General features: G+C 61.0%; 12 protein-coding genes and 1 other RNA gene. 5 read left to right on the forward strand and 8 right to left on the reverse strand.

What is annotated here, in order from left to right:
* Positions 1 to 266 precede the first annotated feature (266 nt).
* Together EOW68_RS01010 and EOW68_RS01015 are read left to right on the forward strand one after the other, a co-directional pair.
* A complete protein-coding gene (locus EOW68_RS01010; protein ID WP_128223313.1) occupies positions 267 to 575 on the forward strand; it encodes a hypothetical protein in 309 nt (102 codons plus the stop codon).
* A 99-nt stretch (positions 576 to 674) separates the two neighbouring features.
* Complete coding sequence (locus EOW68_RS01015; protein ID WP_128223314.1) at positions 675 to 1550, forward strand: alpha/beta fold hydrolase; 876 nt, start codon at positions 675 to 677, stop codon at positions 1548 to 1550.
* On the opposite strand, the gene EOW68_RS01020 is transcribed toward EOW68_RS01015, so the two are convergent.
* From EOW68_RS01020 to EOW68_RS01040, 5 genes are read right to left on the reverse strand one after another with little or no spacing between them, the layout of a single operon-like run.
* Complete coding sequence (locus EOW68_RS01020; protein ID WP_431358685.1) at positions 1535 to 2839, reverse strand: branched-chain amino acid ABC transporter permease; 1305 nt, start codon at positions 2837 to 2839, stop codon at positions 1535 to 1537. The genes EOW68_RS01015 and EOW68_RS01020 overlap by 16 nt on opposite strands.
* Positions 2836 to 3867, reverse strand: coding sequence for a branched-chain amino acid ABC transporter permease (locus tag EOW68_RS01025; protein WP_128223315.1), 1032 nt, complete (start codon positions 3865 to 3867; stop codon positions 2836 to 2838). The genes EOW68_RS01020 and EOW68_RS01025 overlap by 4 nt, the downstream gene beginning before the upstream one ends.
* Positions 3864 to 4562 (reverse strand): ABC transporter ATP-binding protein, encoded by a 699-nt coding sequence (locus EOW68_RS01030; RefSeq protein WP_128223316.1) that lies wholly within the window; start codon positions 4560 to 4562, stop codon positions 3864 to 3866. The genes EOW68_RS01025 and EOW68_RS01030 overlap by 4 nt, the downstream gene beginning before the upstream one ends.
* Positions 4559 to 5377 carry an ABC transporter ATP-binding protein gene (locus EOW68_RS01035; RefSeq protein ID WP_128223317.1) on the reverse strand — a complete coding sequence of 273 codons (819 nt, stop codon included), beginning with the start codon at positions 5375 to 5377 and terminating at the stop codon, positions 4559 to 4561. The genes EOW68_RS01030 and EOW68_RS01035 overlap by 4 nt, the downstream gene beginning before the upstream one ends.
* Before the next feature lie 53 nt (positions 5378 to 5430).
* Positions 5431 to 6834 carry an ABC transporter substrate-binding protein gene (locus tag EOW68_RS01040; RefSeq protein ID WP_128223318.1) on the reverse strand — a complete coding sequence of 468 codons (1404 nt, stop codon included), beginning with the start codon at positions 6832 to 6834 and terminating at the stop codon, positions 5431 to 5433.
* Positions 6835 to 7362: 528 nt separating this feature from the next.
* On the opposite strand from EOW68_RS01040, the gene EOW68_RS01045 reads away from it, so the two are divergent.
* From EOW68_RS01045 to EOW68_RS01055, 3 genes are all read left to right on the forward strand, one after another.
* On the forward strand, positions 7363 to 7974 hold the full coding sequence (locus EOW68_RS01045; RefSeq protein WP_128223319.1) for a class I SAM-dependent methyltransferase: 612 nt from the start codon (positions 7363 to 7365) through the stop codon (positions 7972 to 7974).
* Positions 7975 to 8016: 42 nt separating this feature from the next.
* An RNA gene (ffs, locus tag EOW68_RS01050) (signal recognition particle sRNA) lies at positions 8017 to 8327 on the forward strand.
* A gap of 76 nt (positions 8328 to 8403) precedes the next feature.
* Complete coding sequence (locus EOW68_RS01055; RefSeq protein ID WP_128223320.1) at positions 8404 to 8955, forward strand: hypothetical protein; 552 nt, start codon at positions 8404 to 8406, stop codon at positions 8953 to 8955.
* Here EOW68_RS01055 and EOW68_RS01060 read toward each other — a convergent pair.
* From EOW68_RS01060 to EOW68_RS01070, 3 genes are all read right to left on the reverse strand, one after another.
* Positions 8949 to 9881, reverse strand: coding sequence for a GNAT family N-acetyltransferase (locus EOW68_RS01060; RefSeq protein ID WP_128223321.1), 933 nt, complete (start codon positions 9879 to 9881; stop codon positions 8949 to 8951). The two genes, EOW68_RS01055 and EOW68_RS01060, sit on opposite strands and share 7 nt — an antisense overlap.
* 4 nt (positions 9882 to 9885) lie before the next feature.
* On the reverse strand, positions 9886 to 11136 hold the full coding sequence (gene gatD, locus EOW68_RS01065) for a Glu-tRNA(Gln) amidotransferase subunit GatD (RefSeq protein ID WP_128223322.1): 1251 nt from the start codon (positions 11134 to 11136) through the stop codon (positions 9886 to 9888).
* Positions 11137 to 11407: 271 nt separating this feature from the next.
* Positions 11408 to 13201, reverse strand: coding sequence for a histidine kinase N-terminal 7TM domain-containing protein (locus EOW68_RS01070; protein ID WP_128223323.1), 1794 nt, complete (start codon positions 13199 to 13201; stop codon positions 11408 to 11410).
* Positions 13202 to 13225 lie beyond the last annotated feature (24 nt).

Here is a 13225-nt window from a genome sequence, read left to right on the forward strand (position 1 = left end):
GCAATACAGCTACGACGGCGGCGACTCTGATCGTGATTACTGCGGTTATTTTCGTGCCCATGCCGCAGATTTCGATGTCTCGAGGCGTGTAACACTCGTGTTCGGTTTCGACGGCGGTAAAGACTCGCAGTAATCACTATGAAAGTAAACTGTTAGCCAATCTTAGAAAAGTAAATATACACTCCATATTTTAGCTAACTCCAGATAATGTTTGGAATCTTTTGATCATGATTGAATTAATATCGGTAATAGATAATTATAATCCGGTGGTTCTGTCGAGCCGGTTTACTGTCGCAAATGCACAGCGTACTGTCCTCGCGTTTTATGCACTCGTCTCTTTCGGCGTGTTTGTCCAGTTTCTCAGGTACGCGGTTGTCATCCCGCTGTGTCTCAGGATCGGAGTTCTCGAACGGGAAGTTCTCATGACCTGTGGCACGTGTGGCTGTTATCACGGTGTGTCAGTCACAGAGGTCGTCTGCGAGGAGCAGAGCCCGTGCTGTAGGACGGAGCTGAACCCACCGCCCGAAGAGTGTGAAAACGGTGAACTGTACGAGAAGTGGAGCGGCAAACGATAACTGCCAGGATTCGAACCGGACAGGATGCTTGCGGGTCGCCAGCGGAATCACCGAGGGATCCCACAGCATTATGTCACTCCTGTGAGTTAGTGCTGTCAAATGCCACGAGTGACACGCGACGGCGTTTCGCTGTTTTACGAGTACGACAGCAACGGCCAGGACGATATCGTCTTCATCGAGGGGCTGGGTGTCGGCCGGTGGCTCTGGCACTGGCAACGTGCGGGACTCGGCGACGAGTTCGGCCTCGTCCTGCCGGATAACCGCGGCACTGGCAACTCCGAGGCCGGTCTGCCGCCACTCGTCCCGCGACTGCCTCGGATCCTCCGGGTGTTGATCTTTAACAAACTCTTGAGCTACTCGATCGAGCAGTTTGCGGCCGATCTCGACGCGATACTCGCGGATGCAGGCGTCGACGACGTCCACGTCGTCGGAGCCAGTATGGGCGGGATGATCGCCCAGCAGTACGTGCTGGACTACGACCGGGCACGCTCAGTGACACTACTCTGTACGACCCACGGCGGCCCGGACGCAGTGCCGATCCCCGACGAAACACTGGAAACGATGTACGACGTTCCAGAGGGTTCGAGCCCCCGTGAAACGATTCGCCACCGGATGGGGCCGGCACTCAACGACGAGTTTTTCGAGGCTAATCCCGAGACGATCGATCGGATTCTCGACTGGCGACTCGAAGAAGACGCCAGCGAGGTGGCCCGCGAGTCCCAGGGGGCCGCAGCCGCGAACTTCGACGTGAGCGACCGGGTCCAGGAGATCTCGATCCCGACACAGATCGTCCACGGCACGAACGACAGGGTACTCCCCGTCGAGAATGCACACCTGCTGGCCGAGAAACTCCCGGAGGCACGACTCGAACTGATCGACGGTGCGCCACACATGCTCATGATCGAGGAAAGCGACCGGGTCAACGAACTCATCAGGGAGTTCGTCACCGAACACCAGGTTCACTCGGCTGGCTGACTCCCCGACGATCCGAACCGATCCGCGACGCGTCGGGAGACGTACTTTGCGACCGAATCAGTCCCGAGGCGTTGCCGTAGCGTGCCGAGCAGCCCGATCGGAATGTAGAGGACGAAGAGGACGAAGATAATCCCGGCGTAGAACTCCCCGTGGCCGGTCATGAAGGCATCGAGCGCTTCGTTGATGGTGAGTCCGCCCAGATTGATGTTCAGTACCCCACCTGGCAGCGTCTGTTCGAGGAACGGCTGGAGCCCCCCGCCACTGCCCTCGCGTGCGAGAAACTCCCGGACACCTTCGAGGAAGATGTACCCGAAGAATGGTCCGGCGAGCGTGCCGAGTCCGCCGATGATCGCAGCGACGAGTGCAAAGCCGGTCACCAGGAAGAAAAAGGAGTTCTGGGGGTCGATCGTGCCGACGTAGGCCACGAGCAACCCGCCGGCAATCGCGCCGAAGAAAGCGCTGATCATGAACGCGCCCATCTTGTAGCGGAAGGTGTTGTAACCGATCGCTCGTGCACGCTCTTCGTTCTCCCTGATCGCGATCATCACCTTTCCGAACGGCGAGTGGATGATCCGTTTCATCGCGAGATAACAGAGCAGGACCGCGGCCCCGATCAGGAAGTAGGAGACAATCTCCGGATCGCCGAAATCGAATCCCAGCAGGGTTTCGTCACCGAAGGGACCGACTTTGGCATTGAGTGGATCGACGAACGGAATGCCGAGAACCGGTTCGAAGAAGCCGACGTCGGAGGGGGCACCTGCCGCGACACCGTCAGACGGATCGGAGCTTCCCGGCGTGATGTAATCCCAGTTGTTCGAGATGACGTACAGCACTTCCGAGATGCCGAGCGTAATCATCGCGAAGTAGACGCCGGATAGTCGGAAGGAGATGAGCCCGATCAGGAAGGCGGCCACGGCAGCGACCAGGCCGCCGAGCACCAGCAAGAGCATGAACGGCAACTCGGCGGGTACCAGTGGGATCTGTCCGTTGAATCCCATGACCACGAAGTAGGCACCGATGCCGAAGAATGCGGCGTGGCCGAAGGAGAGATAGCCGGTGTAGCCGCTGACGAAATCGAACGACATCGCGAACAGCCCGAGCGCCAGAATCGTCAGCATCGTCCGTGTCTCGGGAAGGATCATCGCCGCCACGATCCCGAACTGGTTCGTCAGGAACCCATAGAGGAACGGATAGGCCACGAATATTGCGACGATGGCGATGAGCAGGATGTGGTCCCGGAGGTACTGGCCCAGCCAGGCTGGTCCGCGCGTCGTCTTCTCGGAACTCATCCGTGATCACCCTGTCCTTCGACGCCGAAGAGGCCACGTGGCCTGAGGATGAGCATCACGACCAGAATACCGAAGATCATCAGCTGATCGAGGTCGGTAAACGTGATGACACCCGTCTGGAACGCCCACGTGCCCAGCGCGTCGATCATCCCGACGAGCAACGACGCCACGGCTGTCCCCTTGAACGAGCCGAGGCCACCGACGATGACGATCACGAACGCTGGCAAGAGGACAGCCAGCGCGAGCGGGACGTTCACCGCCCAGAGTGGGTCCAGTGCCAGCATGACACCGGCGATTCCGGCGAGTCCGGAGCCGACTGCGAACACCGCCGTGAAGGTCCGGTTGATGTTGATCCCGAGCGCTTTGGCCATCTCCTCGTCCTCGACACCCGCCCGGACGAAGAGTCCGTACCGCGTCTTGTTGAGAAACGCCCAGATCCCGACGAAGGTGAGCACGCCAAAGGCGATCTGGATGAGCTGGAGGCCGGTGAAGCTGAAAAAGCCGAGCTCGTTCACGCTTGCGAGTTCCGACGGAACGGACTCGATCCGTGGCGTCGCCCAGTCGATCTGCCACTGTCCGTTGTTGATCTCCCTGAACTCGACGATCATCCGCATCAGCTCTTCGAGTGTGATCGCAAGTCCGAAGGTGAGCAAAATCATGAAAATCGGCGGATACTCGTACAGCTTCCGGATCAGCGCCACCTCGAAGATGACACCGACGGCGGCGAGCAGCAGGAAGACGAGCAGCATGACGACGAAAATCGACCCCATCGCGCCCAGAAACCCCATCGAGCCGACACCGAGCCCGAGCAGTGCCGCGCCCGCGATGTACGCACCGTACATGGTAAACGCACCGTGTGCGAAGTTGATGACGTCCATCAGGCCGAAGATGAGTGTCAGGCCGGCGGAGATCATCAGGTAGAGGCTTCCTTTTGCGAGGCCCTCGACGACGATCCGGCTCATCTCCCCGGGAGAGGTGAGCAGATCGACGATATCTCCGATCACGAGTGGGGCTGCAGGATCGATCATGCCGACAGATACCTCCTGAGCTGTTCGTCGTCAGCAGTGACACCGGCTGTTTCGCCCCGGTCGATGATCTCCCCGTGATCCATCACGTAGTATCGGTCGGCCAGATCCAGCGCGAGCCCGAGTTTCTGCTCGATGAGCAGGATCGGGACCGACGCAGATGCTGACAGCAGCGCCTCACCGACGTCGGTGACGATTTTCGGGGCCAGCCCCTCGCTCGGTTCGTCGACGAGCAGCAGTTCGTTCTGCCCGACGAGTCCGCGAGCGATCGCGAGCATCTGCTGTTGACCGCCGGAGAGATCGCCGGCGCGCTGTCCGGCGCGCTCTTCGAGAATCGGGAAGGTGTCGTAGGCCAACTCCAGTCCCTCGGCGACGCCTGCCGCAGTCGGCACTGCAGCCCTGAGATTCTCCTCGACGCTGAGCCGGTTGAACATCCGCCGTTCCTCCGGAATCCAGCCGATACCCGCCTCGGCAACCTCGTAGGTGTCTTTCCCCACGAGTTCTTCGCCCTTGAACCGGATACTCCCCTCTGCTGGCGGTGTGAGCTGCAGGATCGACCGGAGCGTCGTCGTCTTTCCGACGCCGTTTCGGCCGAGCAGCGCGACAACCTCGTCGTCGCCGACCTCCAGATCGACTCCCTGGAGGATGTGGCTCTCCCCATAGTAGGTGTGGACTCCCTCCAGTTCGAGCAGCGTCACGCGACGCCACCCCCATCCGCTGTGGAACGGTCCTCTTCGGTCCGCCGGCGGGCAGCATCGAGATCGCCCGCCTCGTAGCCACCGAGATAGGCTTCCTGCACGTCCGGATTGCCGCGGATGTTTTCGGGGTCGTCGTCGGCGATCACCTCGCCCTGATTGAGGACGACGATCCGGTCGGAGACGTCCATCACGATATCCATGTTGTGTTCGACCAGCAACACGGCGTGGTCGGTTGCGACGTCCTCGATGATCGTTTTGACCTTGTCGATACCTTCACTGGAGACACCTGCGTTCGGCTCGTCGAGCAACAACACGTCCGGATCGCCTGCCAGGGCGATGCCGACCTCGAGCTGGCGTTTCTCGCCGTGGCTCAGGTTCTCCGCCGCGACGTCGGCTTTCTCCAGCAGATCGACCCGGTCCAGTATCGCCTCGGCTTCCGTGTAGTGTCTGTCGAACGCGTCGACGTTGCGCCAGAACCGAAGCGAGTTTTCGCCGTGGGCCTGTGCTGCGATCCTGACGTTCTCTAACACCGATACCGTCGGGAACACATTCGTTATCTGGTAGGATCGGTGGATGCCGAGCTGGGCAGTCTCGTAGGTGTTGCGGTCGGTGATGTCGATCCACTCGCCATCGTCGTTGAACTCGATCGTTCCCTCGGTCGGTTCGAGTGCGCCGGTCAGCAGGTTGAAAAACGTCGTCTTGCCGGCCCCGTTGGGGCCGATAAGCGACGTGAGTTCGTCACCGAGTTCGAAATCCACGTCCCCGGTTGCAGTGATTCCTCCAAATCGCTTCGTCAGTTCGTTAGTACGTATCATGCTCTCCGTGTGAGTGTCGTCTGTTAGCGGGTTCGAATCAGGCAGCAGGGGGGTCAGGACAGGTCGCAGCTCATCTCCGAGGCCGGCGTCGTCACCTGATCGGCCGGCACCGTCTCGATCGGGTCGCCCGGTTTGATCGCTGCTGGCCAGAACTGGTCGTCGCCTTCCTCTGTCGTCACTTCGACCGGCGCGATCGTCATATCTGAACGGGCCTGGTTGTTGTACTCCTGGTACATGTAGCCGTCTTCGCCTTTCGGCGTATCCGCGACCGTCATCCCTTTCATCTCGTTGACGACGGCGTCGGAACTCGCCTCGCCGGCCTGCTCGATCGCCTGGACGACCGACGATGCAGCCGTGAACGCCCCACTGGTGAACAGATCGGGCACCACCTCGTAGGTGTCAGTGTGCATGTCGATGAACGCGTCGTTGATCGGGTTGTCGTACTGGTTCCAGTGATACCGGGTCGTGAAGGGGCCGAAGCCCGCGTCGGCCAGCCCTTCGTTCGTGAAGTCCTCACCCAGTGTACTCGACAGCGTGTCACCGAGCACGTTCAGCGTCACCCGTGAGGCGAACCCACCGAACAGTTGTATGTCGTAGTCTCCCTGCAGGAACGACCGCCCGAACGGGACGAGCGCCGACGCAGTAAAGCCGCCGACCATCCCCTGTGCGTCGGCTTGCTCTGCCTGATCGAGGAGCCCGTCCCATTCGGCGTAGTCACTGGGGACAAAGCGCTGCTGGACGATCTCGACACCGTTGTTCTCCAGTACCTGCCGGTAGTTGCTGACGACCGACCGACCGAATGCCTCGTCCGCACCGAACAGGGCCACCCGTTCGACGTCGGTCTCTTCGGCGATGTAGACACCACCACTCCGTGCGTCCATCGCCGTGTTCTCGTTCGCCCGAAAGACCAGATCACGGCAGGTCTCCGAGTCGTTCGTGATCGCCGCCGACGCTGCCGGGCCTGGAATGTACGGGATATTGGCACGGTCGACGACCTGACTGATGACACGGTTTGCGCTGTTGGAGTTTCCGACTCCGTACAGCAGGTCGACCTCTTGGGTTGTCGCCAGGTCTTCGGCGAGTTGCTGGGCCTGAGAGGGATCCCACTGTGTGTCCCGAACTGACAGTTCGACCGTGAGGTCGCCGACCTCGTACTCGTAGTCGCCCTCGTCGACCGCATCGTTGCCGAGGGGATCGCTGTCTGCCTTGTACGCGAGTCCACTGTAGAATCCAGTCGTTCCCTGGGCACCGTATGCGGGGAGGACACCCGAGAAATCCTGCAGAACACCGATCTTGAAATTCCCACTGACTCCGTTGGTGGTACCGCCGGAGTCGCCGTCAGTGTTGTTCTCCCCATCGTCCCCGGAATCGTCACCGCCCCCGGCACAGCCTGCGAGTGCGATTACTCCTGACGTACCGAGCGCGCCAATTGCCTCTCTCCGCGAGATTCGTGGCATGTGTAACCTCGTTGCCTGTCTACTACTTAAAATCCATGGGGGAACGGTTATGAGGGTTGGCCAGAAAATAAATATAACAATTGATTTATTGTAAATTTCGTTGTTATGTTCCCATAGATCGATAGTCGATGCGAGCCGATATCTGGTGTCCAGGTTGGCCGTTTTCACCTGGCTGTCTCTTCGTGCGGACGCTCTCGGTGGGTGACGTAACCTGTTGCAGCTGGAGGGCTGTTCTACAGTTGAAAATCCGGGTGGTCGAAAACAATCGGGTTACAGCGGTGAGAACTGATGTACCTCTCGGACGTGGGCGAGAAGCTCCTCGGTGCTTTCGAATGTTTCGCCGCATTCACACCGGTGCGCCGCCGTGGCCGCCGACTGTTTTGTCGACATATACACCTATTGATGATCGAAGTATATAATGGTTTCTAATTATTTAATGTACCGGGCACACATTTAGGAATATAAGGACTCGGTTCCGAGTTACTTTTGGGGCACCAGATTCAGACCCCAGTAGCACCAACGGTAGGTATGAACCGCAACGAGCTTCGACGTGCGTGGGACACTGTCGCCGAGACGTACGCCACCCAGCGCGATCCGGACGGGTCGGATGCCGCGCTGATCGACGAGTTGCTGGCATCGCTTCCGGCCGATCCGACCGTCCTCGATATCGGCCCCTGCGACGGCGCACGGACACTCGCGAACCTGCCGCCGGGGAGTATCGGTGTCGACATCTCGCGGGATGCACTCGAACTCGCAGCCGAGCGGGTTCCGGAGTCGGTACTGCTGCAGGGTGATATGTCGACACTCCCGCTCGCTGCCGATTCGGTGGATGGCATCACCGCGTATCACGCTGTCTTTCACGTCCCCCGGAGTGAGCACCCCGAGGTCTACCGGGAGTTTGCCCGCGTCATGCGGCCCGGTGGCTGGCTCCTGATGACGCTACCTGCTGGACAGTTCGAGACCACCCGGCGGGGATGGATGGGTGGCTCGATGTTCTTCTCCGCACCGGGCAGAGACCGGACACTCGCCCAGCTTCGTGAGGCAGGATTCACCGAGTTGCGCACCGAGACAGCCGACGATCCATTGGGGAGCAGCACCGAGTTCGTCTTCGCACGACTCGGACCCGATCGGTTGGCGTGACCACCTTTCCGAAAGGCCCTTAAGATACACCCGGGTAGATAAAGATGGACTAGGTCGGGCGGTTAGGCCCCGCTCTGCTCCCACATGTGGCCTCAAGTGGGGACCGAACGCCGGGGGCGTGCGGTAGACGGTCGCGGGCCCCGCAAGCCAACGTCGAAGCCTCGTCCTGCGGGGACGGAGGTCCGGATGGCTGTGCCTGCAGGGGCGCATCCGTCCGGTTAACCGGTGGCAGCCCGTCAGGCGCGGAAGCGAGCAGCGGACCGCCGGACATCTGTCGCTCGTAGGGTCGCGGGGTGGAGGAGGCGCGCGGGACTACCCGCGTCCGAACGCCGCGCAATCCTGGTTGTCCGTTCCTCTCATACTACACTGCGAGCGGCTGCGCTGTGACCGTTGCTTATAATTCGCTGGACACCCGACTCTCCGGTAGCGATGAAGGTGCGCGACTGGGACGATATACTGGAAGACGTTGTCGAGAGCGACGCCGACCCGGCGGGCTGGCGAGCCATCGGTGGCGACCGACGGCAGGGGATCGGCGAGGATATGTACATCGCCCATCCAGCCGTCGGCGCATTCCAGCTCAAAACCTACGCGAGAAACCCCTTCGACGTCGACGGCGTCGGCGCACAGGTCGCTCGCAGCATCGACGACGAACTGGAGCCGCTGTTTCCCTCGGACGACGAGAGCGCCGGCCACTTCGGCGTCAAGCAGCCGATCCGCGACGAGGACACGGCAAAACAGCGTGCCGAGGAACTCGAAACGGTCGTCGAAACCCACGCTGACGCACCGACGACGCCACAGGCACTGTTCGAGGATATCATGGACGCCCTCGACAGCCCCGCCTACGGCCCGATGGAGTTCGATCACACCGACCGGCCCGACCGGATGGACGACCTCACCGACACCTTCGACGAGGCCGAGGAGCTCCTCGACAAGGAGTTCGAAGATGTCATCGACGAAGACGTCGAGCGCGGCTTCTACTGATCGCCGGTCAGATCCGCAGCAAGGACGAAATCCGGTTCCGCTGCGATCTCTGCCTTGAGATATGCCCCGTCAGAGACGACTGCTGCTGTCTCGGGAATCAGCACTCGTGTCCGATCAGCGCCGCAGTCGGCTGCATCGGCCGCGATCTCTGCGAGCAGTTCTCTGCCGGCATCGAGCCCATCCCAGGCAGCAACCCCGTACTCGGCGATGGTCTCGGTTTCCGAGCCGTCGCCTTCGCCGTCTTCGGTGTCTGCCTCGAACAGCCGAGAGCGATAGGAGATGCCCGTCGTCCCAGATTCGTCAGTAACGGTCAGAAGCGCCGATTCAGACGCCGCGCGGGTGAGCATCCCACGAGTCAGATCTCGCAGCGTCCAGGCGTGATCCATATCGAGTGCCAGCCCCCGAAGCTGATCCCGGACCTCGCAGCCCGACCAGTACGCCCACGCGGCGTCCGGATCGGCCGATGCTGGCGGTTCCTCGGATGGCTCTGGCTCGGGATGTAGCCAGCGAAACTCCGTCACTGGCTCGAACCCGAGCGCGCGAGACTGCCCGAGTCCGGCCTGATTCCAGGAGAAGACCATGTTCCGCGCGATCGTCGCACCCTGACTCCGGCCCCACTCGAAGAGTGCCTCGACGATTGCCGAGCCGATCCCCTTCCCCCGAAAGTCGGGGTTGACCCGCATTCCCTGCGCCCAGCCCTCGTACCCGGAGAGCATCACGAACTGTGCGATGCCGGCAATCTCGTCGCCAGCGTCCGCGACGATCGTCTTCGTGTCCTCGCCCTCGATCCAGTCGTGGTAGATGTCGGGAATGTAATCCGCGGTCTCGACGTCGAGATTGGCCCACGTCTCCTCGGTGAAGTCCACGACGGCCTCGTAGTCCTCGTCGGTCGCGTCTCTGTACTCGATGTCTGAGTTGGGCGTCATCGGTCTATTCGACCGGGACGGAGCGTTCGGTGATCTCGCCGGCCATCGGCCGCCGCATTCGTTCCGGGACAGACTCGGTGTTCGCGAGCGCCCACATCAGTTTGACTTTCGCCGTGCCGGGGAGCATGTTCTCACCCTCGATGACGCCGGCATCGAGCAGATCCCGGCCGGTGTCGTAGACGCGGTCACAGACCCGCCCGTCGAGACACTGACTGGTCATCACGATCTCGGTCCCGGAGTCGACGAGCTCCTCGATGTGGTCGATCCAGTCCGTGTTGACGTGTCCGAGGCCGGTCCCCTCGATGACGATCCCCTCGGCGTCGCTGACTGCTTCCAGCAGTTCCGGACCTGCGCCGGGAGTGAACTTCACGAGTTCGACCCCTCTTTCGAGTTCTGGATTGAGATCGAGCTCGGTCTCGCCGCGTTGCTGGTACTCGCGACGGAACGTGATCTCGTGACGCTCGCTCTCGTAGTCGACCTCGCCGAGTGGCTCCGCCCCGATGGTCTCGAAGGCGTCTCGTCGGGAGGTGTGGTTCTTCCGGGCGCGCGTCCCGCGGTGGAGTGCACACCGGTCGTCGGATTCGTTTGCGTGCATGCAGATCAGGACCTCGGCACAGTCGCTTTTGGCCGCCTCGACCGCGCTGACTGCGTTCATCACGTTGTCGGAGGAGGGGCGATCTGCCGAGCGTTGGCTGCCAGTGAAGACGATCGGGACCGGCGTATCGAGCATGAATGCGATCGCACTGGCGGAGAACTGCATCGTGTCGGTGCCGTGCATGACGACGACGCCGTCCGCGCCGGCCTCGATCTCTTCGTGGATCGCTTCTGCGAGATCCTGCCAGACGTCGGGGGTCATGTTCTCCGAGAGGATGTTCGCGACGACCCGTCCGCGGTAGTTCGCGAGCCCGGCGAGATCCGGCACGGCCCGGAGCACGTCCTCGGCATCGAACTGTGCGGTGACCGCGCCGGTTCGGTAGTCGACCGTCGATGCGATCGTGCCACCGGTCGAAATAAGCGAGACCGTCGGCAGCTCCTCGTCGAACTCGATGCTCGACTCGCTGCGTTCGTCCTGTGCGCTCTCGACGTCGTAGACGTCGGATTCGAGCACGTCGACAGCGGCATCGTCTCTGTCGATGCCGACGTTGTAGCCACTCGGAAGTTTTACGACCAGATGATCGGGTGTCGAGGAGGGGAGTAGTACGCCCTCGAAGCGCTGCCCATCGCGTTCGACGCGAACCCTGTCGCCTTCGTTCATACCAGTCGTATCTGTCCTGGCGACTTCAAACCCACCTTTTTCCCGCTCGGGTGCCGCAGGCTCCCTCGCGGCAAAAATCTGGTTTCGTGAACGGAGTACACGAAGGCTCGTCAGAGCTTGCTCTGACGGTGATCAAAAAGGCTGCGCCTCGCGTTGCTCGGCGCAGGGAACCGCGCTCACTTTTGCTCCGGATCGTTCCTCCCCGTTTGCTATCGAGGCGTTCGCTCCGCTCACGCCTCGCAACGTTCGCGCGGATGTTTGTGCCTACCTTCTAATCTTCGGCGACAGGAACAGCCTGCTCCCGGTCGACGAACTCCACACCAGTAATCTCGAACCGGGCACCACCTGATGCACTCTCCGTAACCTGGATCTCCCAGCCGTGGGCGTCGACGATCTGCTCGACGATCCTGAGCCCGAACCCGGTCCCCGAATCGCTGGTGGAGTAGCCGGTTTCGAACACTTTCTCACGTCGCTCTTCGGGGATTCCGGGTCCGTCGTCGGCGACGGAGAAGCCATCTGCCTGGCGTTCGACAGTGACGGTCACTGATTCGCCGCCGTGCTCGACGGCGTCCTGCGAAGCTTGCGATTCAGGGCTCGTGGAGCCATGCTCCACGGCGTCCTGACGAGCCTGCGATTCAGGACTCGTCGAACCGTGTTCGACGGCGTTGCGAATCAGGTTCTCGAACAGCTGGTGGAGTCGGGAACCGTCTGCATGGATCTGCCCGTCGAGGTCCGTTTCGAGTGATGCCGATCTCGTATCGACGGTACTCCAGGCAGCGCTCAGTACCGTCTCCAGCGTGACGACCTCGGTGTCGGTAATCTGTCTCCCCTCCCGTGCGAGCGTAAGGAGATCGTCGATCAACGTCTCCATTCGTTCGAGTGCCTCACCCGTCTGATCGAGATGTTCGTTCTCCGTTTCGTCTCTTGCCAGTGCGAGGTGGCCAGAGGCAACGTTCAGTGGGTTTCGCAGGTCGTGGGAGACGACCGAGGCGAACTCTTCGAGTCGTTCTTTCTGTGCTTCGAGTTGCTGCTGTTGCCGTTTCTGTTCCGTGACATCGTTCACGACGACGATCTCACCCTTCTCCCGGCTGGAATTGATCGGACTCCGCTGGATGTCGAAGTAGTGAGTCTCCACCGACTCGTCCAGCCGGACGATCGAATCGTCCACGGTGAGGATGTCGCGGTCGTCGATGTCGTCGAACTGGTCGTAGACAGACGCTGGCATGACCTCGGCGAGTTGCTTGCCGAGTACCGCGTCGGTCACGCCGAACATCTGCTTGCCGGCGGGGTTCATGTCGACGATCCGCTCGTCAGCACCGAGGACGTAGACACCGGTCGAGATACTCTCGAAGACACTCCGCAGTGTGACCGGCGAGAGATCGGTCAGGCGGTACCGAAACATCGCAACCGAGAGTGAAGCTGTGGTGATCGAGAGCGCGACTGGTGTCAGATCCGCATCCATAAACTGCAGCGCGTGGGGAACGTTCGCAGCCCACGGCACACCAACCGCAACGAGAATCGCGATCATCTGGTTCCGGTAGAGGTGTGGCGCGCTCATCGCGTATCTGATAAAAAGTACCGAGCCGGCCAGCAAGAGGAGGTAGGTGAAGATCACGAACACCCAGAAGACAGGCCCCGGCGTCGTCGTAATCCCCGCAGGAACCCCTGTTGCGTACTCGATGTCTGCCCAGTAGAGGGAGTGCTGGGCATTCGTCCAGATAAATCCGAGAATTCCCCCACCCACAGCCAGCAGTGTCCCCACTGTGTCCCTCGTGAGATACTGTCCGTTGCCGGTGTACTGAACCGAGAGGACAAAAAACGTAATCGGTGCACTGACCATCCCAACATAGTTGAGCTGCAGCAGTCGGAATTCGACAGTTGGCGTTGTCGCGAGCACGAGGACTGCAGTCCCAGTCGCCCACCACACAGTCGCACCAGCCATCGCAACGAGCGCGAATCCACCTCTGGTCTCCCTGTTTGTCCACGCTCTGATCGCTACCCAGCCACCGAGCATCGTCGCAACGACGAGCGCGAGAACATAGAGTTGTTCCGGAATATATATCATATATTTAGCTATTAATTCTGACTC

Origin of the sequence: Halovenus amylolytica (assembly GCA_004015825.1) — an archaeon.
Lineage (GTDB): Archaea > Halobacteriota > Halobacteria > Halobacteriales > Haloarculaceae > Halovenus > Halovenus amylolytica.

What these genes read in the sequence shown, in the direction of transcription:
- EOW68_RS01015 (WP_128223314.1), top strand. Translation starts at nt 675, where the DNA reads ATGCCACGAGTGACACGCGACGGCGTTTCGCTGTTTTACGAGTACGAC.
- EOW68_RS01020 (WP_431358685.1), bottom strand. Translation starts at nt 2,839, where the DNA reads ATGAGTTCCGAGAAGACGACGCGCGGACCAGCCTGGCTGGGCCAGTAC.
- EOW68_RS01025 (WP_128223315.1), bottom strand. Translation starts at nt 3,867, where the DNA reads ATGATCGATCCTGCAGCCCCACTCGTGATCGGAGATATCGTCGATCTG.
- EOW68_RS01035 (WP_128223317.1), bottom strand. Translation starts at nt 5,377, where the DNA reads ATGATACGTACTAACGAACTGACGAAGCGATTTGGAGGAATCACTGCA.
- EOW68_RS01040 (WP_128223318.1), bottom strand. Translation starts at nt 6,834, where the DNA reads ATGCCACGAATCTCGCGGAGAGAGGCAATTGGCGCGCTCGGTACGTCA.
- EOW68_RS01045 (WP_128223319.1), top strand. Translation starts at nt 7,363, where the DNA reads ATGAACCGCAACGAGCTTCGACGTGCGTGGGACACTGTCGCCGAGACG.
- EOW68_RS01055 (WP_128223320.1), top strand. Translation starts at nt 8,404, where the DNA reads ATGAAGGTGCGCGACTGGGACGATATACTGGAAGACGTTGTCGAGAGC.
- EOW68_RS01060 (WP_128223321.1), bottom strand. Translation starts at nt 9,881, where the DNA reads ATGACGCCCAACTCAGACATCGAGTACAGAGACGCGACCGACGAGGAC.
- gatD (WP_128223322.1), bottom strand. Translation starts at nt 11,136, where the DNA reads ATGAACGAAGGCGACAGGGTTCGCGTCGAACGCGATGGGCAGCGCTTC.
- EOW68_RS01070 (WP_128223323.1), bottom strand. Translation starts at nt 13,201, where the DNA reads ATGATATATATTCCGGAACAACTCTATGTTCTCGCGCTCGTCGTTGCG.